General features: G+C 69.2%; 19 protein-coding genes and 1 pseudogene. 11 read left to right on the forward strand and 9 right to left on the reverse strand.

Going from position 1 to position 19203, the window contains the following annotated elements:
• Nucleotides 1-22 precede the first annotated feature (22 nt).
• Nucleotides 23-505 (forward strand): PIG-L deacetylase family protein, encoded by a 483-nt coding sequence (locus tag DL990_RS34295; RefSeq protein WP_125801207.1) that lies wholly within the window; start codon nt 23-25, stop codon nt 503-505.
• Here the strand turns inward: DL990_RS34295 and DL990_RS34300 are convergent.
• Both DL990_RS34300 and DL990_RS34305 read right to left on the reverse strand, forming a co-directional pair.
• Complete coding sequence (locus DL990_RS34300; protein ID WP_125801208.1) at nt 494-1069, reverse strand: CGNR zinc finger domain-containing protein; 576 nt, start codon at nt 1067-1069, stop codon at nt 494-496. The two genes, DL990_RS34295 and DL990_RS34300, sit on opposite strands and share 12 nt — an antisense overlap.
• Before the next feature lie 675 nt (nt 1070-1744).
• The gene (locus tag DL990_RS34305) at nt 1745-2590 is read right to left on the reverse strand and encodes an LLM class flavin-dependent oxidoreductase (protein ID WP_125801209.1); all 846 of its coding nucleotides are present in this window, start codon (nt 2588-2590) and stop codon (nt 1745-1747) included.
• 181 nt (nt 2591-2771) lie between these two features.
• On the opposite strand from DL990_RS34305, the gene DL990_RS34310 reads away from it, so the two are divergent.
• Entirely contained in the window at nt 2772-4037 is a 1266-nt protein-coding gene (locus DL990_RS34310) for a family 1 glycosylhydrolase (protein ID WP_125801210.1), read from the forward strand.
• Here DL990_RS34310 and abc-f read toward each other — a convergent pair.
• Nucleotides 4021-5643, reverse strand: a complete 1623-nt coding sequence (gene abc-f / locus DL990_RS34315) for a ribosomal protection-like ABC-F family protein (protein WP_125801211.1) — start codon at nt 5641-5643, stop codon at nt 4021-4023. The genes DL990_RS34310 and abc-f overlap by 17 nt on opposite strands.
• A 283-nt stretch (nt 5644-5926) precedes the next feature.
• Between abc-f and DL990_RS34320 the strand changes: the two genes are divergently transcribed.
• The 5 genes from DL990_RS34320 to DL990_RS34340 all read left to right on the forward strand — a co-directional run bounded on the left by DL990_RS34320 (nt 5927) and on the right by DL990_RS34340 (nt 10022).
• Nucleotides 5927-6523 (forward strand): hypothetical protein, encoded by a 597-nt coding sequence (locus DL990_RS34320; RefSeq protein ID WP_233599063.1) that lies wholly within the window; start codon nt 5927-5929, stop codon nt 6521-6523.
• 42 nt (nt 6524-6565) lie between these two features.
• Nucleotides 6566-7393, forward strand: a complete 828-nt coding sequence (locus tag DL990_RS34325) for a M55 family metallopeptidase (protein ID WP_007035431.1) — start codon at nt 6566-6568, stop codon at nt 7391-7393.
• A gap of 1 nt (nt 7394) precedes the next feature.
• Entirely contained in the window at nt 7395-8711 is a 1317-nt protein-coding gene (locus DL990_RS34330; RefSeq protein ID WP_125801258.1) for a M20/M25/M40 family metallo-hydrolase, read from the forward strand.
• A gap of 143 nt (nt 8712-8854) precedes the next feature.
• A complete protein-coding gene (locus DL990_RS34335; RefSeq protein ID WP_233620664.1) occupies nt 8855-9379 on the forward strand; it encodes a hypothetical protein in 525 nt (174 codons plus the stop codon).
• Between the two features lie 16 nt (nt 9380-9395).
• Nucleotides 9396-10022 (forward strand): maleylpyruvate isomerase family mycothiol-dependent enzyme, encoded by a 627-nt coding sequence (locus DL990_RS34340; RefSeq protein ID WP_125787733.1) that lies wholly within the window; start codon nt 9396-9398, stop codon nt 10020-10022.
• Nucleotides 10023-10029: 7 nt separating this feature from the next.
• On the opposite strand, the gene DL990_RS34345 is transcribed toward DL990_RS34340, so the two are convergent.
• Together DL990_RS34345 and DL990_RS34350 are read right to left on the reverse strand one after the other, a co-directional pair.
• Nucleotides 10030-11241, reverse strand: a complete 1212-nt coding sequence (locus DL990_RS34345) for an MFS transporter (RefSeq protein ID WP_125801212.1) — start codon at nt 11239-11241, stop codon at nt 10030-10032.
• Nucleotides 11238-12515 (reverse strand): ATP-grasp domain-containing protein, encoded by a 1278-nt coding sequence (locus DL990_RS34350; protein ID WP_125801213.1) that lies wholly within the window; start codon nt 12513-12515, stop codon nt 11238-11240. The genes DL990_RS34345 and DL990_RS34350 overlap by 4 nt, the downstream gene beginning before the upstream one ends.
• Before the next feature lie 199 nt (nt 12516-12714).
• Here DL990_RS34350 and ovoA point away from each other — a divergent pair, with 199 nt between their 5' ends.
• The 4 genes and pseudogenes from ovoA (at nt 12715) to DL990_RS34365 (ending at nt 16940) form a co-directional block, all read left to right on the forward strand.
• On the forward strand, nt 12715-14985 hold the full coding sequence (gene ovoA / locus DL990_RS34355; RefSeq protein ID WP_125801214.1) for a 5-histidylcysteine sulfoxide synthase: 2271 nt from the start codon (nt 12715-12717) through the stop codon (nt 14983-14985).
• 330 nt (nt 14986-15315) lie between these two features.
• Nucleotides 15316-15429, forward strand: a pseudogene (locus DL990_RS42005) (FAD-dependent oxidoreductase); the annotation flags it as partial.
• Between the two features lie 23 nt (nt 15430-15452).
• On the forward strand, nt 15453-15707 hold the full coding sequence (locus tag DL990_RS42010; RefSeq protein ID WP_233620668.1) for a LysR substrate-binding domain-containing protein: 255 nt from the start codon (nt 15453-15455) through the stop codon (nt 15705-15707).
• A gap of 159 nt (nt 15708-15866) precedes the next feature.
• Nucleotides 15867-16940: a GDSL-type esterase/lipase family protein gene (locus tag DL990_RS34365; protein ID WP_199746721.1), complete on the forward strand. Its 1074-nt coding sequence runs from the start codon at nt 15867-15869 to the stop codon at nt 16938-16940.
• 111 nt (nt 16941-17051) lie between these two features.
• Here the strand turns inward: DL990_RS34365 and DL990_RS34370 are convergent, their stop codons facing one another.
• Genes DL990_RS34370 through DL990_RS34385 form a run of 4 tightly spaced genes read right to left on the reverse strand, consistent with a single transcriptional unit; the run spans nt 17052 to nt 19202 of the window.
• The gene (locus tag DL990_RS34370; RefSeq protein ID WP_005150941.1) at nt 17052-17351 is read right to left on the reverse strand and encodes a hypothetical protein; all 300 of its coding nucleotides are present in this window, start codon (nt 17349-17351) and stop codon (nt 17052-17054) included.
• Nucleotides 17338-17565 (reverse strand): hypothetical protein, encoded by a 228-nt coding sequence (locus DL990_RS34375; RefSeq protein ID WP_007035425.1) that lies wholly within the window; start codon nt 17563-17565, stop codon nt 17338-17340. The genes DL990_RS34370 and DL990_RS34375 overlap by 14 nt, the downstream gene beginning before the upstream one ends.
• Nucleotides 17566-17610: 45 nt before the next feature.
• Entirely contained in the window at nt 17611-18063 is a 453-nt protein-coding gene (locus DL990_RS34380; protein ID WP_125787729.1) for an Lrp/AsnC family transcriptional regulator, read from the reverse strand.
• Complete coding sequence (locus tag DL990_RS34385) at nt 18060-19202, reverse strand: Xaa-Pro peptidase family protein (protein WP_125801216.1); 1143 nt, start codon at nt 19200-19202, stop codon at nt 18060-18062. The genes DL990_RS34380 and DL990_RS34385 overlap by 4 nt, the downstream gene beginning before the upstream one ends.
• Between the last annotated feature and the right edge of the window lies 1 nt (nt 19203).

Consider the following 19203-nt stretch of genomic DNA (forward strand, 5'->3'; position numbering starts at 1 on the left):
GGGATCGACGGACGGTCAAGACTTGACCACCCACTGTTTCGACGACCTCCACGCCCACCCGGACGACGAAGCACTGCTGACCGGCGGCACCCTCGCTCGCGCCGCCGCGGACGGGCACCGAGTCGTACTCGTGGTCGCCACCATCGGCATGAAAGGCCCGGACCCGCCGGGCTGGGTCCGCTTCGTCCGCGCGAGCACCGACGAAGCGGCCGCGCGGCTCGTGGCGATCCTGCGCGAGGAGAAGGCGTCCGTGCTGCTGAGCTACGACACCTGGTGCGGATCGTGCGCCTACAGCGCCCGGTCCGAGATCACCCACACCTTCGACGTCCGCCGCTTCGCGCGCCGGAAACAGGCCGCGATCGCCGCGCATTCCACCCAGGTGAGGGGAACCTGCAGGCTCGCGCCGCTGATGCGTGTCATCACCCGGCTTCCGGCGCCGCTCTTCGGCCTCGCGTTCGGCCGCGAGTGGTACATCGACGCGACACCGCGCGGCTCACGCCCCTGACCGGCGAGCTCGATACGCGGCGGCCTTCACCCGGTTCTGACAGGCCAGGCCACAGAACCGTTTGATCCGCGCCTGGCTCGCGTCGATGTACACCTGATCGCACCGCGGCGCCGCGCACAACCCGACGCGATGCGGGATCTGCTCGCCGAACGCGGCGGCCACGGACACCGCGAGCCCGGCCGTCCACTGCTGGACGAGGTCGGCTTCGGGGCCGTGAAAATGGAGGTGCCACGTCTGGTCGCCGTGGCGGTGCAGCGACGGACGCGCCCTGCTGTCGGCGAGCAACCGGTTGAGCAACCCGGCCGCCTCGTCGTGCTCGCGCCTGGAGAGCGACTCGATGATCTCCCGCAACCGGGACGCGAGATTTCGCAGCCTCTCCGCGCTGGACAGGTCGACGCGGCCGTTCCCGGTGTCGCCGACCGCTTCGGCGGCCGCGCGAACCAGATCACGACCGCCGAGCGCGGGTTTCGGCCTGCCGTGCACGTGGTTCCCGGTGAGCGCGTTGATCAGCGCGACCCCGGCTTCGAGCCGCATCGCTTGGTGCCCGTCCTGCTCGTCGGCCATTCGACCCCTCCCCCGCACGTCACTGGTTCGCAGGACGTTCGCGGTGACGCTACCAAAGGCTCGCGTCACCACAAGTGCGGTGAAGTCTTTCGGAGCAGCGGAATCCGGCGGAAGGCGGAACCCGCGTCCACTGTGGACAGACAAGTGCCGGAGAGGGCGGGGCAGGTCTCGTGAGTGGCCAGGACGGTTCTATCGAGGGGCAAAGTCAAAGGTGGCGTGACCGGGTCTCTGTCGCGAGGTCAGCTTCGCCGACTCAGCGACAGGGAGGCCTTCGCGGCGCGGGTCCGGGCTGACTGACTGACGAAGCCCCACAGGCACCAGCAGTCACAGCTGGTGGAAGCGAAGGACTCCAGCCAGACACTCACGTGAGTTTCGCGGGAATGTCGTGAAGGGCCCCTTTGAGACGATGAAGGTCTCAAAGGGGCCCTTCACGACATCAGAGGTCGACGCCTGACTCATCGGAAGCACGGAAGGAGCCGCCCTCTCGAAATTACGAACTGGGCATCCGTGCCCCAGATAGCGTCCTTTGTGGATAGTCAAGGAATGGCGGGACTCACTCACGAGTCGCTGACGCAGCGAAGGGAGGCTTCGCCCCACCGCCGGCCCCGCCCGGGAACACGACACGTTTGCCTTTCCCGTCAATAACCGTCCTACCACTCACGAGACCGAGCCGCGTCACCACCGAGGCGGACCGGCGTCCACGATCTTCTGCGAGAGCTCCAGCGGGTCGAGATGCATCAGCGACTCCATCCACCAGGTCATCCCGGCTTGCCCGAGCGCGGGCAGGTCGACCTTGATGGGTTCCTCCCACGCGGGACTCGCGTTCCCGGCGACCGCGACGTCGAAGGGACGCCCCGGCTCCAGTCCGGCGAGGCGGAGCGCGCGGTGGGTCTCCGCGATCTCTTCGGCGGTCGGCGTGTGATCCTCCGGGTTGGGGAAGATCCCGTCGCACAACGCCGCCCGCCGGACGACGCGCGGGTTGTCGGTCGAGCTCGCCACCCAGATCGGGATCGGGAACGGCTCGGGCAGCGCCTCGGCGAGGGCGACCTGGTAGTGCGCGCCGTCGTGGTCGAACCGCCTGCCGGACCAGATCGCGCGGATGACGTCGAGGCCTTCGTCGAACATCGCCGATCGGGTCAGGAGGTCCGTCTGCTCACCGAACCGGCTGAAGTCACCGGATTCGTCCGAGCCGAGCCCGGTGCCGAGGATCAGCCGCCCGCCGGAAAGCCGGCTGACCGTCGACGCGTGCCGAGCGACCACCCATGGGCGGCGCCGGGCGGGCGGCGTGATCATCGGGCCGAACAGCAGGCGGCTGGTGGCGTGCGCGATCGCGCCGAGTGTCGTCCACGGGTCGGCGATGGGCATGGTGTCCGCGACCACGTGGTCCCACAGGAAGAACCCGTCCCAGCCCGCCGCCTCCGCGCGCACGGCGAGGTCGACGAGCACCCCCGGCTCACCGAACGGGCCGAAAGGCGGCAGATAGACGGCGTGTCGGACCGTGCTGCCGGTCAAGTCGATCATCTCCCCAACGTCATCGTCGAAGCCCCCGGACGGCCGCTTGTTTACGCCGTTCACTCACGTTAGCGTCCGGAAGATGGCGGACACCGGTGAACGATCGACGAAGTGGCCGGAGCATCGGAGAAGGTTACGCCGGGTGTTGTCCTCGGTGGTCGCCGTCTCACTATGCGCGACACTTTCGGCCGTGAACGCGTCCGCATCGCAGGATGACGACTGGTCCCGGGACTTCTACTGGGGTGTCGCGTCTTCGGGCTACCAGTCCGAAGGCAGCGCGCCCGACAGCAACTGGAAGCGGTTCGTGGACCGTTCCGCCGGCAAGGACGGCGTCGACGAGTACCGCGACTCCGTGGACTTCCGGCACCGCTACGCCGACGACATCCGCCTCGCGGCCGGGCTCGGCGTCAACACCTATCGCTTCGGTGTCGAGTGGGCTCGCGTCGAACCCTCGCCTGGCCGGTGGGACGAGACCGAACTGGCCTTCTATGACGACGTTCTCCGGCAGGTCCGGGCCGCGGGCATGACCCCGATGATCACGCTCAACCACTGGGTCTATCCGGGGTGGGCGCTCGATCAGGGCGGCTGGGCGGAGACGCGGACCGCCGACGCGTGGCTGGAATTCAGCCGGAAGATCGTCCAGCGCTACGCCGGTCAGGACGTCCTTTGGGTGACGTTCAACGAGCCGCTCATCTTCCTCAAGAACGAACAGAAGGTCGGCGCCCTGAACGCCACGCGGTACTTCGCGGCGCAATCCAACGTCGTCCAGGCGCACCGGCGGGCCTACGACCTGATCCACGAACTCGATCCCACCTCGAAGGTCACCAGCAACCAGGCCTACATCACCGGGGTCAACGGGATGGCCGACTGGTTCTTCCTCGACCAGGTCAAGGACAAGCTCGACTTCATCGGCATCGACTACTACTACGGCCTCAGCATCGACAACTGGACGGTGTTCGCCGCCGCCACCGACAAGTTCTGGGACGTGAAGCTCCAGCCCGAAGGCATCTACTACGCGCTGCGCAGCTACCACGACCGGTTCCCGCGCCTGCCTCTGTACATCGTCGAAAACGGCATGGCGACCGACAACGGCAAACCCCGCGACGCGGACTACAGTCGCGGCGATCACGTCCGCGACACCGTGTACTGGCTCCAGCGGGCGAAGGCCGACGGGATGAACCTCATCGGCTACAACTACTGGAGCCTCACCGACAACTACGAATGGGGCAGCTACCGTGCCCGGTTCGGACTGTACACAGTGGACGCTCTCACCGATCCGGCGCTGACCCGGCGCCCCACGGACGCCGTTCCCGCGTACCAGGGTCTGGTGACCGCGGGTGGCGTGCCGCAGGGCTACCGGCTCAAGCGCGGGCCCGGGACCTGTTCCCTCGTGGACGGACTGAACAGCTGTCTCAATCCGGCCAAAGTGGCCGGACCGCTCATGCCGCTGAGGTGACCAGTTCGAGCCGCCTGCCCTCGAAGGTCCGCCGCATCCGCCGGTCGTGGGTGACGACCACGAGCGCGCCGGAGTACTCCGCGAGCGCCTGTTCCATCTCCTCCACGAGATCCGGGGCGAGGTGGTTGGTCGGCTCGTCGAGCAGCAGCAGGTCGGTCCTGGCCGTCACCAGCCTTGCCAGTTCCAGCCTGCGCCGCTGCCCGACGGACAGCTCCCGCACCGGCTTGCGCAGATCCGGTGCCCGGAACAGACCCAGCGACAGCAACCTCTCGGCCGCCTCGTCCTCGTCACCGTCACCGGCGAAGACCGCCAGGACGGTTCGGGCGTCACCGGCGAGCCCGCCGTTCTGGTGTAGGAACCCGATCCTGCCCGCGCGCTCCGCCGATCCCGTCGACGGTGCCAGTTCCCCGGCGAGCACCCGCATCAGGGTCGTCTTGCCCGCCCCGTTGGGCCCGGTCACGAGGATCCGTTCGCCGGGCAGCACGCTGAGCGACGTCCGCGGCAGACGGCCGTCGACCGACACGTCGTCCACCTTCACCACGTACTGATCGGCTTCCGCCTTCCCCGCGGCGATGCGCGCGTTGAACCGGAGCGGCCGCGGCGGAGGCGGGACCGCTCCGGCATCGAGCCGCTGGATCCGCTCGCGGGCCGACCGGATCCGGCTCATCGCCCCGTGTGCCCGGGAGCGGGCCCGGAACGCGCCTGCCCCGCTGAAAGCCGCCGGGGCCTTGCGCGGGATCGCCGAGAACCGGTCGATGTTGACGTCCGCCAGCCGTTCGTAGCGGGCCTTCTCCAGTCGCCACTCCTCGTACTCCCGGACCCACCGGGCCCCCGCGGCCTCTTTCGCGGCGAGGTAGCCCACGTAACCGTCGCCGTGCCGGTGCACGGTCCGGCGATCGGCGTCGACCTCGAGGATGGCGGTGGTGACCCGGCTGAGGAACATCCGGTCGTGGGTGATCGCGACGATCCTGCCGCGATGCCCGCGGAGATGGTTCTCCAGCCAGGCGACGGCTTCGTCGTCGAGGTCGTTGGTCGGTTCGTCCAGCAACAGCAGTTCGGGCGATGCGGCCAAGGTGGCCGCGAGCACCAGCCGGGACCGCTGCCCGCCGGACAGGCTGCCCAGCGCGCGGCCGCGGTCGAGGCCCGGCTGCCCGAGCCCGTGCAGGGCGACCTCCACCCTGGCGTCGGCCTCGTAACCGCCGCGGGCTTCGTAGGCGGTGATGAGGTCGCCGTAGGCAGCGAGGTCTTCGACGGTCTCGAGCGACGTCTCGGCCGCCCGCAGCCGGGATTCGAGCTCCCGGATGTCGGCCAGCGCGAGGTCGATCGCGTCGCCGACCGTGGCCGTGTCCGGCAGTTCCAAGGTCTGCGGAAGGTAGCCGACACCTCCAGGCGCCGTGACGGTCACCGTGCCGTTGTCCGCCCGGTCGCGGCCGGCGATCAGCCTCAGCAGAGTGGACTTACCCGAACCGTTGTCGCCGATGACGCCCGCCTTCTCCCCCGGTTTGACGCTGAAGGAGACCTGATCGAGCACGACATGGTCGTCGAAACGCTTGGTGACACCGGAGAGCACGAGTTGTGTCCCGGGATTTCGACACGGGGTACGCATAGGGGCGTCCTCCTGGATTCTCGAAGGAAGAAGTGCGCGTGCGGAAGGACGCGGCCCGGCGGAGCGAAGGCTCTACGCCAGGGCCGCGTCGAAGACGAGAATCACAGGTTGAAGAAAATCCCCATGGCGAAGACGGTAGCCGGGGAACCCGGACGGGTAAAACGAATTAAAGGTTGTGTACGGGTTCACAGAGTGGTCTGTGTCCCCATACCGCGACAGCGGCGCCCCGGTGACCGAGAATCGAAGACGGAGGTTTTCGCGGTCTGAGGGAATGGGGTTCCTCGTGCACGGGTCCAGCGGTCCGATCGCCCGGTTCAGGCGACGGCTCTTCCCTGGTCACAACTCGCTCGCCCGTGGCTCCGACCGATTCGAAGCCCTTCTCCTCAAGCTCGTCATCCTCGCGGCGCTGCTCGCCGTCCCGGTCGCGGCCGCCGCCGGCTCGGCCAACCACGGCAGGCAGGTCGCCGCGGCCGCCGTCGACGCGGCCGGACGTCAAGCCACCACCGCGTACCTGCTGAAGGCCGCACCCGTCCGCATCGTGGACAGCGAGAGCGTCGGGACCGACAACCCGGCCGCCGAGGCCACCTGGACCGACTCGCGTGGCGTGCGGCACACCGGCGGCGTCCTCGCGACGCCGGGCAGCCCCGCCGGAACGGCCGTGCCGATCTGGATCGACGCCCGCGGTGCCCTCACCGCCGCACCGAGGACCGCGTCGACGGCCGTGTTCGATTCCGTGCTCGTCGGACTCTGGCTCTGGTTCGCGGTGGTCGGCTCTCTCATCCTGCTGCACCGGGTCGTCCGGCTGGCGCTCGACCGGCACCGGTTCGCGGCGTGGGAACGCGCCTGGGCGGTCTACCCGCGTTCCGGTTCTTGGCCCTGATCCCGGCGGCGAGGGCAAAGAACCTCGGCTAGTCTGCCCCGCATGCGCATCATGATCTCGGCGGACATGGAGGGCGCCACCGGCGTCACCTGGACCGAGGACGTCATCCCCGGCACCGAGCAGTGGCAACGATTCCGGCGCCTGTTCACCGGTGACGTCAACGCCACCATCGCGGGCCTCTTCGACGCCGGCGCGACCGACGTCCTGGTCAACGAGGCGCATTCGTCCCAGCGGAACCTCCTTCTCGAAGACCTCGACGGCCGGGCGCGAATGCTCACCGGCAGGCACAAGCCGCTCTCGATGATGCAGGGCATCGACACCGGCGTCGACGGCGTCGTCTTCCTCGGCTACCACGCCGGCGCCGGTTTCGACGGCGTGCTTTCCCACACGTACCTGGAGAATCAGATCACCGGCGTGTGGCTCGACGACGTCCCCGCCAGCGAAGGCAGGCTCAACGCCGCGATGGCCGCCGAGTACGGCGTCCCGGTGCTGGTCGTCTCCGGCGACGACAAGGCCTGTGACGACGCCCAGGATTACGCGCCGGAGGCCGAACTGGTCACGGTGAAGGAGTGCGTCAGCCGCTACGCCGCGATCTGCCTGCCGCCCGCCAGGACCGCCGAACTGCTGTCCTCGGCCGCGGCGGACGCGATGAACCGGGCGGGCCGGGTCGAGCGGTTCACCACCCCGCACCGGATCGAGGTCGAGTTCGACGCGAGCCATCTCGCGCAGGCGGCGGCGGTGATCCCGACGGTGGAACAGATCGGCGTGCGGCGGGTCGGCTTCGACGCGCCGGACATGACCGAAGCGATGAAGGCGTTCAAGATCGTCACGGCGATCGCGGCCGGGGCGGTGCAGGGCATCTATGGCTGACATGGAATCGCGGAGCGAGGTTCGCGCTGACCTGGATGTCGTCGAAGTCTGCTCGCGGCTGATCCGGTTCGACACCACGAACCGGGGCGACGGGGACTCCGAAGGCGAGCGCGAAGCCGCCGAGTACGTGGCGACACTGCTTTCCGGGCTCGGGATCGGCGCGAAGATCATCGAATCCGCGCCCCGGCGCGCGAACGTGATCGCCCGGGTCCCCGGCACCGACCCGAGCCTGCCGTCGCTCCTCGTGCAAGGCCATCTCGACGTCGTCCCCGCCGACGCGGCCGACTGGTCGGTGGACCCCTTCTCGGGCGAGGTCCGCGACGGGTTCCTCTGGGGCCGCGGCGCCGTCGACATGAAGGACTTCTGCGCGATGGTGCTCGCCGCCCTCGCCACCGGCGTCCGCCCGCGGCGTGACATCGTCCTGGCGTTCGTGGCCGACGAGGAGGACAAGGGCGAGTACGGCGCGCACTGGCTCGCCGCGGCGCACCGGGACCTGTTCGACGGCTGCGCGGCCGCGATCAGCGAATCGGGCGGGTACACCTACCACGTTCCCGCCGCCGACGGCCGGACCATGCGGCTCTACCCGGTGGCGACGGCCGAACGCGGCACCGCGCATCTGCGGCTGACCGCCAAGGGCCGCGCGGGGCACGGATCGCGCCCCAACGACGAGAACGCGGTCACCCGGCTGGTCACGGCGCTCGGCAAGATCGCCGCGCACCGCTGGCCGGTCCAGCTGACACCGACGGTGCAGGCGTTCCTGGAACGCACCGGGGAGGCGCTCGGCGTCCCGGTCGATCTGTCCGATGTGGACGGAACGATCGCGCGGCTCGGGCCCGCCGGGGCGCTGGTGGTGCCGACCGTCCGCAACAGCACGACGCCCACCATGCTCGACGCCGGTTACAAGGTGAACGTGATCCCGACTTCGGCCGAGGCCCAGGTGGACGTCCGAGTCCTCCCCGGCACCGAACCGGATCTGCTCGCCGAGGTCGACGCGATGCTCGGCGAGGGCGTCACCCGCGAGTTCGTCGCGCACCAGCCGCCGGTCCAGGCGCCGGTGGATTCACCGTGGTTCGACGCGATGGCGGGAGCTTTGCGCTCAGAAGACCCCGAAGCCGTCGTAGTCCCGTACTGCATGGGCGGCGGAACGGACGCGAAAGCGTTCAGCCCGCTCGGGATCGACTGCTACGGCTTCGCTCCGCTGTGGCTGCCGGAAGGCTTTCCCTACCGGGCGATGGCGCACGGTGTCGACGAGCGGGTCCCGGTGGAGGGACTGCGGTTCGGCACGCGGGTGCTGCGGCACTTCCTGGCGACCTGCTGACCGACCTCGGCCGTGTCACGCCTCCAAGCACGCGAGTTCGCTCTTCAAGCACGCGTGCTCGCTGCCTGGGCGCGTCCCGAGAGCGGTTTCGCAGCACAAGGCCCTTCATCCGAATTTCATGAAAGCCGCCTAGCTTCGGTGACGTGAGACCCCTGACTTCGCGCGTCCGGACGGGCGTGCTCCTGATCGGCCTCGTCACGGCTCTTTCGGCGTGCCGGGCCGGGCTGCCGATACCGCGTTCCGACTCTTCGCCCGCGACGCCCACCTCGGACTCCGCTCCCTCTGCCCAGACCCAGACCCTGACCGTGACGTCCCCGGCGCCCACCTCGTCGTCCGCGCCGGGTCTCGAGCCCGCCGCGATCGACAGGGTGTTCCAGGTCTACATGAACGGACTGGCCAATCACGACATGACCGCGTTGCGCAGCGGGACCTGCCCGCGCCTGCGGTCGACCCTGCTCGGCTTCGAACTCCGCGGGCACTACGTCGAACGCTGGCAGATGCTGCCGTACACGGTCCCGTCCGGGCAGGAGTTCGTGACGGTCCAGGCCACGGTCACCCAGCGGAACGCACGCACCGGCAAACTCGCCGGTGACGTCGTCTACTCCTGGTACGTCGAGCGGAACGAGGACACCGCCTACTACGTTTGCGGGTGGCTCGACCACAAATGACGCCAGGAGGCAGCCGGTGAAATCCGTCGCGCGACTCGCACGGGACGAACGGGCGGACTTCGCCGCGTTCCTTCGCTCGCTGTCCCCCGAGCAGTGGGACGCGCCGACGTTGTGCGCGGAGTGGACGGTCCGGGAAGTGGTCACCCATGTCGTCGACTACGACACCCTGCGCCTGCGCGAGGTGCTCGGCCAGGCCGTCCGCGGAAGGCTGCGACTGGACCGGATCAACGCGCTCGGTGTCACGCGAAAGCCCGACCGGACGCCTGAAGAGCTGATCGCAAGGTTCGAAGAACATCTCGAACCCCGTGGTCTGACCGCCGCGTTCGGCGGGCGGGTGGCACTGCTCGACGGGCTCATCCACCAGCAGGACATCCGGCGGCCGCTGGGGCTTTCCCGCGAGGTGCCGCCGGACCGTCTGCGCCACGCGTTGGCCTTCGCCCGCTACGCCCCGCCGATCAAGGCCAACCGGCGGGCACGCGGGCTCCGGCTCGTCGCCACCGACCTCGACTGGTCGGCCGGATCCGGACCGGAACTCCACGGCCCCGGCGAGGCGCTCCTCCTGGCGATCGCCGGGAGGGCCGTGGCGCTCGACGAGGTTTCCGGCCCTGGTGCTGCGATCCTCGCGTCCAGAGTGGACGGATAGGCCAAGGTCAGCCGACCGCCACGGGAACGGGCGCGGTGGCCATCCGGTGACGGACCGCGTTGCCGAGCAGCAACTGTCCCACGGCCGCCGCCAGGCACAGGCCGAGGCAGACCGTCCACAACACGGGCGCGCCGAGTACCAGCAGCTGTGTGCCGCCGAGCGGGGCGACGAAAGCGGCGAGGCCCGCCGCCGTGCCATAGGCGCCGTTGTACCGGCCGCGCAGATGCGGTGGGGCGAGCTCCGCCACGATCGCGACACCCACCGACTGGATCACGATCTCGCCGAGGGTCCACACCACGGCGCACGCGGCGTACACCAGCGTCGTCGACGCGAAGGCCGTGGCGCCGAACCCCAAACCCGTCAACAGGATCCCGAATGCGAGCACCCGCGAAGGGTCCCAACGGCCCAGCCGATGACCCACCAGTGGTTGCACGACCACGATGACAACGCCGTTGACCGCCATCACCAGTCCGTACCCCGCGGGCGAAAGCCCGTCCTCTCGCATCGCCAGCGGCAACGTGGCCAGGCTCTGCAGGAACACGAACGCGACCACCAGCGAGATGAGCATCAGCCCGGCCATGACCCGGTCGCGCAGGACGACGGTGAAGCCACCCGGTTCCCGCGATCGGCCGCCGCCGCGCGTCTCCGGAACCGCCCGCCAGACCAGCAGGCCGAACAGCACGCACGTCGCCGCGTCCACCCAGAACAGCGTCGTGAAACCGGCGCGGGCCATCGTGCCGCCCAGCACCATCGCGATCGAGAAGCCGAGGTTGATCGCCCACAGCAGCAGCCCGAAGGCCCGCGTGCGGTCGGCGCCGGGCACCAGATCCGCCACGATCGACTGGGTGGCCGGGCGGAACACGTCGAGTGCCAGCCCGAGCAGGAACGCGGCGACGGCGATCAGTTCGAGGCGCTCGACGTAACCCAGTACCAGCATGATCGCGCCGGTGGCGAGCATGCCTCCGGTCAGCGTCGCCCGCCTGCCGATACGGTCGGCCAGCAGGCCGCCGATCAGCTGCGAGAACACCTGGCCGATGCCGAGCAGCGCCAGCACGGTTCCCGCCGTCGCCACCGAAAGGCCGCGCTCGCTGGTCAGATACAGCGCCAGGAACGGCAGGACCATCGTGCCCAGCCGGTTGACGAGCGTGCCCGTCCACAGCACCCAGAACGACTTGGGCAGCCCGCCGAGCCGCGTCCGGAAGAACTCCGGCGCCGTCATGGTTCGAGCTCGTAGCAGCCGACGCCGTCGAGGTACCGCAGCGTGCCGAGGTCGCGCAGGACGTACTCCTCGATCTCGTGCATGAACGTGACGACCACCGGGAACGTCGTGTCGTCGACGGTGCGGCGCAACGACTTCCCCGGCCGGGTCAGCACGAACATCTCGTGGAAGCTCTCCAGCCGCTCGATCTCGTCGAGCACGGTGTACCCGCGGAGCGTGCCTTCGACCGGTGAGAGCAGCGCGGACCAGGCGTAGTGCCGCCGGATCCGGTAGTCCTCGCCCCACCGCTCGCGGAACCGCTCCGGCCGCAGCACGGCGTCGGCCATCCAGTCCAGCTGGGACTCGCCGATCGCGAGCCGCGCCAGATGCGGCAGGTCGCCGCCCGAGAGCCGGGAACCCACCTCGATCAACCGCGGGCCCTGTGGGGTCCGCTTGATCTCGACGTGCGCGGCGCCGTGCCGGATGCCGAGCGCGTCGAGTACCGCGAACGCGTAGTTCACCAGTTCGTCGTGGCCCGGCCCGCGCCTCGGCACGATCTGGCAGGCGCCGAGCAGGTCCGGCACCCCGTTGATGGCGAAACGCGAGCTCTTCCAGATGTCGCACACCTGGTGCAGGCCGTCCATGCTCACCGTGTTGACCATGTACTCGCTGCCTGCGAGGTACTCCTGCGCGATGACGAAGTCGTTGTCCTCGGAGAACACGTTCTGGCGGCCGGTGATCGTGCGCAGCGCCTCGGCCGACCGCTCCGGGGTGTCGCAAAAGGACACCCCGTCGCCGCCGGCGCTGCGGTTCGGCTTGACGACGATCCGCCCGCCCACTTCTCGGTGCCATGCGGCGAGTTCGGCCTCGTCCGCGGTCAGCAACTGCCGTGCGACGGGCAGCCCTGCCGCGGCGACGGCCTCGCCCATGGCGGACTTGTCCCGTCTGGCGAGGGAAAGCGCGGTGCCGTTCGACGGCACGCCCAGCGCCTCGCTGAGTTCGTCGGTGAAGGCGACCGCGTATTCGCCACCGGCCACGACCGCGACCGGCTCGTGCACGGCCAGCGCGTCCAGCGTCTTCGCGAGATCGCCGTCGTGGACGATGTTCTCGCGATAGTTGCTCATGGTCGGTGAGGACTTCCGGTACTGCCCGGGCGCGTCGGGCGCGCTCTGCACGCGCACACATTCCGCGCCAAGCGCCAGGAACGCCGGCGCGATGTGCCGGGCGGTCTGCGGCAACCCGTGATCGGCCGTTTCGTAGGTGTCCACGAGCACGACACAGGGCTTCGTCGACAAGCCTTTCACCCCTCAACCGGTGGGATTCGGAACACCGACGGTCTCATCCGCCGTGATCAACGGGCATCTCCCCGATTGCGATCCCGCGCCGGACTTCTTTCGGAGAGCGATTCAAAGCACGAAAGGAGAGGAAATGACCTTTTCGGAGATGCGACGGTTTCGGCACCCGCCCCCAGTGCCCGATCCGAAGTGAGGTCAGATGACGCCGACGGTCACCATGGAACCTTGGGAGAGAAATGCGGTAAAGCACACCGACGAACGGTTGAACGGGGCCCGTGATCCACAGTGGTGGTACACCGGGATCCGCCCCGAGCCCGGCCGATGCCCGGGTGTCGCCGAATCCGGCGAGATCAGCGCGCTGCCGTTGCCCGACTTGTCCGTATGCAGCCGCGAAGAGGTGCTGGACTACTTCGACAACGCCTGGACGATGCACGAGGTGATGTTCGCCGGGTTGAAAGGCGCGGAGGCGTTCTACCGCCCGCCGGACCACAACCTGCGGCATCCGATGATCTTCTACTACGGTCACACGACCGCGCTGTACGTCAACAAGTTACGGGTCGCCGGGCTGCTGGACGCGCCGATCGACGCCTATCTCGAACACGTCCTGGAAATGGGTGTCGACGAGAACTCGTGGGACGACATGTCGAAGAACGACATGGTGTGGCCGTCGGTTTCGGAGGTGAAGGACTACCGGGCCGAGGTGTACCGGACGGTCGTCGGCATCATCGAGACCACCCCGTTCGCCCCCGACCTCGGGCGGCCGGTGACGATGGACGACCAGGCCTGGGCGCTGTTGCTGTCCATCGAGCACGATCGCATCCATCTGGAGACCAGTTCGGTCCTGGTCCGCGAAATGCGTTCTGGCCTCGTAGAACGACCGGCCGCGTGGCCGTCGCCGTCGCCACTGCGCCGCACCACCGAGTCCGGCAAGCCCGAACCCGGTTCCGTGCCCGCCAACGGCACCGTCACCGTGCCCGGGCGCACGGCACAGCTGGGCAAGCCGCTGTCCTTCCCGTCCTACGGCTGGGACAGCGCGTACGGCTCACGCCGTCAGGAACTGCCGGACTTCGAAGCGGCCCGCTGTCTGGTGAGCAACGGCGAGTTCCACGGGTTCGTCGCCGACGGCGGTTATCGTCGGCCGGAGTTGTGGTCGGCCGAGGGCGAGGCATGGCGCCGCTTCCGCAACACCAAATGGCCGCGTTTCTGGGTGCCGACCGGCCCGACCGGGCTGCACGCGTTCCGGCTGCGCACGCTGTTCGACGAGATCGACATGCCGTGGGACTGGCCGGTGGTGGTGAACTACCACGAGGCCAAGGCCTTCGCCGCCTGGCGGTCCGAAAAGGACGGACGAGAATACCGGCTGCCGACCGAAGCGGAGTACTTCCTGTTGCGCGATCTGCCGGAGCGGCCTGGCGTCGAGGACGACGTGGCCATGCGGCTCGACGGCGGGCAGCTGCGCGATGCCGGCATCAACCTCGGTCTGGCCTGGGGTTCCGAAGGCCCTGTCGACCACTCGCCGACGACGTCGCAGGGCGTGCACGACGCCGCCGGCAACCTGTGGACCTGGAGCGAAGACACCTTCAACCCGCTCGAGGGCTTCACGCCGCACCCGTACTACGAGGACTTTTCGGTGCCCAGTTTCGGCGGACAGCATCAGCTGATCGTCGGTGGCGCGTACATCAGCACCGGGGAGCTGGGCAGTATCTGGGCGCGGCACTTCTACCGGCCGCATTTCCTGCAGCAGGCCGGTATCCGGCTGGTCGTGGCGCCGGAGTCCACTCTGGACGGTGATGCGCGGGCGGAACTCGACCGGGCGTTGCTCGGCCAGTACGGCACGGCCGAACATGCCTTCGGCCGGTCCGGTCATCCACTGGCCACGACCGCGGCCTATCCGGATCGGCTGGCCAGGAGGTTCACAGAGGCCGCGGCCGAAGCCGGGGTCGAGCTGCGCCGCGTCGCGGATCTCGCCACCGCGGCAGGCGGGTTGGCGTTCTCGCTGGCGGAGCGGCCGATCGAGGTCGTCGGACTGGACGACCGGCCCATGTTCGTCGCGGCGGCAAACCGGCTGGCCGAGGGCTGGGACGTCGGCTACCGGGTGCCGGGGCGCGGGGAACTGCACGCGCGGCGGCCGTCGATCGCGCCGGACGGCAGCGTCTCGTTCACCCTCGCCGAGTCCGGCCGTCCGCCTGCCGCGCTGGGCACGTTCGACGGCGTGGTCGTGGCGGACGCCTTCGACCGGCTCGGTGGCGCGGCGGGTTACCTGCGCCCGCTCGTCGGCTCGGAGAACTTCCTGCGCGCCGGAGGGCTGCTGCTCGTGGCACTCCCGCGGGCGTCGGCCGCCGAGCTCGCGAACGTCCTCGGCGAGACGTTCGAGCTGCTGTCGGAAAGCACGGAGCCGAGCCTGACCCGGGCCGACGGCCGCCGGTACGAGATCACCGACCTGGAGGTCTCCATCTGGCGCAAGCGTTGACCCTGGCACTTCCGGCAGGCAGCCTGACGCGCGCCATGAACGGTCCGTTCCTCGCAAATTTTGCGAGGAACGGACCGTTCCTCGCATCCGCCGCAGGCTTCACAACGCCGCAGCCAGGGCGTTGAAGGCGATGTTCAGCCGCTCGCAATGAGCGGCGGCGACGGCGGCGAGTCATCTCCGGCGACGGTGCGCTAGGCGGCGACGATCAGTGCGGCGACCAGTTCGCTGTCGCCCGTGAAGCGGATGCCGCTCTTCGAGCCGCCACGATCTCCTCGCTTCGCCATGTGACACCATTACCAAATAAGCTTACCGCATAAACCTAGCCGATACATGGAGCGCACCGATGTGATCGTCGTCGGAGCGGGGCCCACCGGCCTGTTCCTCGCGAGCGAGCTGGCCTTGCGAGGAGTACGGGTGACCGTCCTGGAGCGGCTCGATGAGCCGCGGCCGAACTGCGGCTCGCGGATCTGGCAGGCAGTCGTGGGTACTCACGCCGCGAAGTTCCTGGGAGCCCGTGGCATCGTCGCTACGACAACGAATTCGAGGCGGCCGGATTCACTCCGCGGGTCGTCCAGCGGGCAGCGACCGTGCAAGGTCTGCTCGGTCTGGTCGCCGCCGGTATCGGGGTCACGAGGCCGGCGCGGTCGTCGCACAGCCTGCGCCGGAGCGGTGTGGTGTTCGTGCCGCTGAGGGCCGACACCGCCCGGACAGTGGTGGCCTGATCGCCGGAGAACGGCAAACCCGCGCCGTCCGGCGTGCTCGACATCGTGACGGAGCTGGCGGCCGGGACGGATCCGACGGAGGCCGGCTGACCGGACATCGCGACCGTCACACCGCCATGATCACCCTGTCGGGCCAGGTGTCCGTAGAATCCGGTGACGATGCGACGTTTCCGGTGGTGGTGGGGTGCTCTCGCGCTCACGTTCGTGGTGGTTCTCGTCGGGTTCATTGCCTTTACCGGGTCGGAAAGCCGCCCAGGGCAGCCGTCCCCGCGCCAAGGCCCACCGGGAACGGGGCCGCTGACCGTCGTCTCCATCGGCGACAGCACCGTTTCCGGCGAGGGCGCGGGCGACTACACGCCCACGACCAACGGGCAGGGCGGCAACTGGTGCCACCGCTCCCCCAACGCCTTCGTCGAGCAGATCAAGATCCCCGACGTCACCGCGCGGGTGAACCTCGCGTGTTCGGGGGCGCCCTCGGAGCAGATCGCCCTCGGCGAGGCCAAGCAGTGGACCGAGCCGTCACAGGCGCAGCAGCTGGCGAACCTGATCAAGGACCACCGGGTCGCCGCGGTGGTGATCGCGATCGGCGCGAACGACGAGCCGAAGTTCTCCGCTCAGGTCAACGAATGCTTCAAGGCCTGGTTCTCCCCGCAGAATCCGCCGTGCAGCGCGGCGCTTCGCACCACCTGGAAGTCCAAAGTGGACGCCATGGTTCCGAAGGTGACCAACGCCGTCGCCGACGTCAAGAAAGTGCTGGCGCAGGCCGGTTACGTCCCGGCGGACTACCAGCTCGTGCTGCTGTCGTACGCCTCGCCGGTCGGCCCCCAGATCCCGGAGGCACTGCGCAGCCTCAACGGCTGCCCGTTCCGCACGGAAGACCTGGAGTGGATGCGCCGCGACGGCGTCCCCATCCTGTCGGATGGACTGAAGCAGGCGTCAAGGGCGACCAGCGCGCGGTTCCTCGACCTTTCGCGGGCGGGCGCCGGCCATGAGGCATGCAGCAGCGACCCGGCGAACGAGTGGTTCAGCAGGCTGACCCTGCAGCTGCGCGACCTCGGCCAGGTGGACCGTGCCAGCCACGCGTTGCAGGAGTCGTTCCACCCCAACGCGAACGGGCACGCACAGATCGCGAACTGCCTCAACGAGTTCCTCGCCGCGCGCGACGGCAACGCGTCGTGTCTCTCGGGCCCCGACGGCAAACTGCACGCCGCGCCCGAGGTGATCGCGCGTTAGTCGCGTGCTCCGGCTGTGGGCCGTGTCGTCCGTCCAATCACACGAGACGTCCGTCCAATCACACGTGACGTCCATCCGGTCACGCGTGTCGTCCGTCCGATCACGGCGAAACTAGAGGTCGAGGGCGGCGCGCAACGCGATGTCGATGCGCTCCTGGACCTCTTGGTCGATCTCCGCGATCTTCTCGTCGAACCACGGCCGGTACAAGCGCGTGAGGTTCAACGTGGAGACCCAATAACGCGCGTCGACGGCGACGCCGAGGATGTCCTGCGGGTCACGGTCCAGCAGTTCGGTGCCGAGCAGCCACGGCCGCTCGGATTCGTTCACCCCGTCCGAGGACAGCAGTACGACGGTGCGCTGCCGTGCCGGTTCGGTCGGGGGGTGGTACGTCCAGACTTCACCCCTGTGCACGCAGATCCTTCTCCGCGGCTGTCAGCTCGGCCTCGTCCGATTCGGCGGACGGTTCGACCGGGGCGCGCTGCGGGGTGTATCCGGTGCGGACGGCTTCCCTGCGGGCCGCCTTGGACAACCACGACGAGACCGAGATCCCGTGTGCTTTGGCGGCCCGCTCGGCGAACTCGAGCGCACCACTGTCGAGTGAGAGTGTGACCTTACGTGTTGCCATACCTTTTATCGTACCAGCGCCGCGCAAGCCCACCCTTTCCCGGTTTCACAGGGTGGGAGAACGGCCCTCGAACGGTGTCGACAGCACCACCGTGGTCCGCGTCGAGACCTTGGCGGACTCGCGGATCCGGCGGAGCAGGTCCTCCAAGCCGAGCGGCGACGCCACCCGGACCAGGAGGATGTACGACTCGTCCCCGGCGACCGAGTAACAGGACTCGATCTCCTTGATGTGCTCCAAACGCTGCGGATAGTCGTCCGGGGCGGCCGGATCGTTCGGGGTCAGCGAGATCAGCGCCGTGAGCGGGAGGCCGATCTGCTCGCCGTCGAGCCGCGCGGTGTACCCGAGGATGACCCCGCGCTGCTCCAGGCGCCGCACCCGCTGATGCACCGCCGACACCGACAGGCCGACCCGCTCGGCCAGATCGGTGAAACTGCGCCGTCCGTCCGCGGCCAGCTCCTGGACGATGGCCTGATCCAGCGGCTCCAGACCTCCGGTCATGCGTCGAGCACGATCAAGTCGTGCGGACGCTGGTTGACCGGCTCGACGCCGTCCTCGGTGACCACGACGATGTCCTCGATGCGGGCACCCCAGCGGCCGGGCTGGTAGATGCCGGGCTCGACGCTGAAGGCCATGCCGGGCTCGAGCGGCAGCGCGTTGCCCTTGATGATGTAGGGCTCCTCGTGCACGTCGAGGCCGATGCCGTGGCCGGTGCGGTGGATGAAGAACTCGCCGTAACCGGCCTCGGCGATGATGTCGCGCGCGGCGGCGTCGATCGACTCGGCGGTGACGCCGGGGCGGACGGCGTCGACAGCGGCCTGCTGTGCCCGCTGCAGGACCGCGTACGTCTCGGCGACGTCGGCGTCGCGCGGCTCACCGACCGCGTACGTGCGGGTGGAGTCGGAGTTGTAGCCCTCGGCTATCGGGCCGCCGATGTCGACCACGACGACGTCGCCGCGTTCGATCACCCGCTCGGAGACGTCGTGGTGCGGGCTGGCGCCGTTGGGGCCCGAGCCGACGATCACGAAGTCGGCGTGCGTGTGGCCCTCTTCGACGATCGCGGCGGTGATGTCCGCGCCGACCTCGGCCTCGGTGCGGCCGGGGCGCAGCCATTCGTGCACGCGAGCGTGCACGCGGTCGATCGCCGCGCCCGCGTCGCGCAGCGCCTGGATCTCGGCGGCGTCCTTGCGCATCCGCAGTTCGCGCACGATCGGCCCGGCCAGCGTCTGCTCGGCGTCGCCGAGCGCGCCGCGGAAGGCGAGCACGTGCAGCGCCGGGGTGAAGTCGCTGACGGCCACGCGGCCTGGCTTGCCCAGCCTGTCGGCGACCAGTTCGTAGGCGTTGTCACCGTCGACCCAGGTGACGATCTCGATGCCGAGTTCGTCGGCGGGGACGTCGGCGTAGCCGGGCGCCTCCAGCTTCGGCAGCACCAGGGCCGGGACGCCGTCGGCCGGGATCACCAGCGTGGTCAGCCGCTCGAAGGAGCCCCCGGCCTGGCCGATGAGGTAGCGCAGGTCCGAGCCGGGTGCGATCAGCAGGGCGTCGGTGTCCGCGGCGGCCGCGGCGGCGCGGCGCCGGTCGAGGCGGGCGCGGAGGCTGGCGGCGTCGGGAGCTGGGTTGTGAAGGGAACGGCGCGACATG

The organism is Amycolatopsis sp. WAC 01416 (genome assembly GCF_003947485.1).
Lineage (GTDB): Bacteria > Actinomycetota > Actinomycetes > Mycobacteriales > Pseudonocardiaceae > Amycolatopsis.

Bases quoted from the DNA above. Each gene is read 5' to 3' on its own strand.
- DL990_RS34300 (WP_125801208.1), bottom strand. From the start codon at position 1,069: ATGGCCGACGAGCAGGACGGGCACCAAGCGATGCGGCTCGAAGCCGGG.
- DL990_RS34305 (WP_125801209.1), bottom strand. From the start codon at position 2,590: ATGATCGACTTGACCGGCAGCACGGTCCGACACGCCGTCTATCTGCCG.
- abc-f (WP_125801211.1), bottom strand. From the start codon at position 5,643: ATGCGTACCCCGTGTCGAAATCCCGGGACACAACTCGTGCTCTCCGGT.
- DL990_RS34325 (WP_007035431.1), top strand. From the start codon at position 6,566: ATGCGCATCATGATCTCGGCGGACATGGAGGGCGCCACCGGCGTCACC.
- DL990_RS34330 (WP_125801258.1), top strand. From the start codon at position 7,395: ATGGAATCGCGGAGCGAGGTTCGCGCTGACCTGGATGTCGTCGAAGTC.
- DL990_RS34345 (WP_125801212.1), bottom strand. From the start codon at position 11,241: ATGACGGCGCCGGAGTTCTTCCGGACGCGGCTCGGCGGGCTGCCCAAG.
- ovoA (WP_125801214.1), top strand. From the start codon at position 12,715: ATGACGCCGACGGTCACCATGGAACCTTGGGAGAGAAATGCGGTAAAG.
- DL990_RS34365 (WP_199746721.1), top strand. From the start codon at position 15,867: ATGCGACGTTTCCGGTGGTGGTGGGGTGCTCTCGCGCTCACGTTCGTG.
- DL990_RS34375 (WP_007035425.1), bottom strand. From the start codon at position 17,565: ATGGCAACACGTAAGGTCACACTCTCACTCGACAGTGGTGCGCTCGAG.
- DL990_RS34380 (WP_125787729.1), bottom strand. From the start codon at position 18,063: ATGACCGGAGGTCTGGAGCCGCTGGATCAGGCCATCGTCCAGGAGCTG.
- DL990_RS34385 (WP_125801216.1), bottom strand. From the start codon at position 19,202: ATGTCGCGCCGTTCCCTTCACAACCCAGCTCCCGACGCCGCCAGCCTC.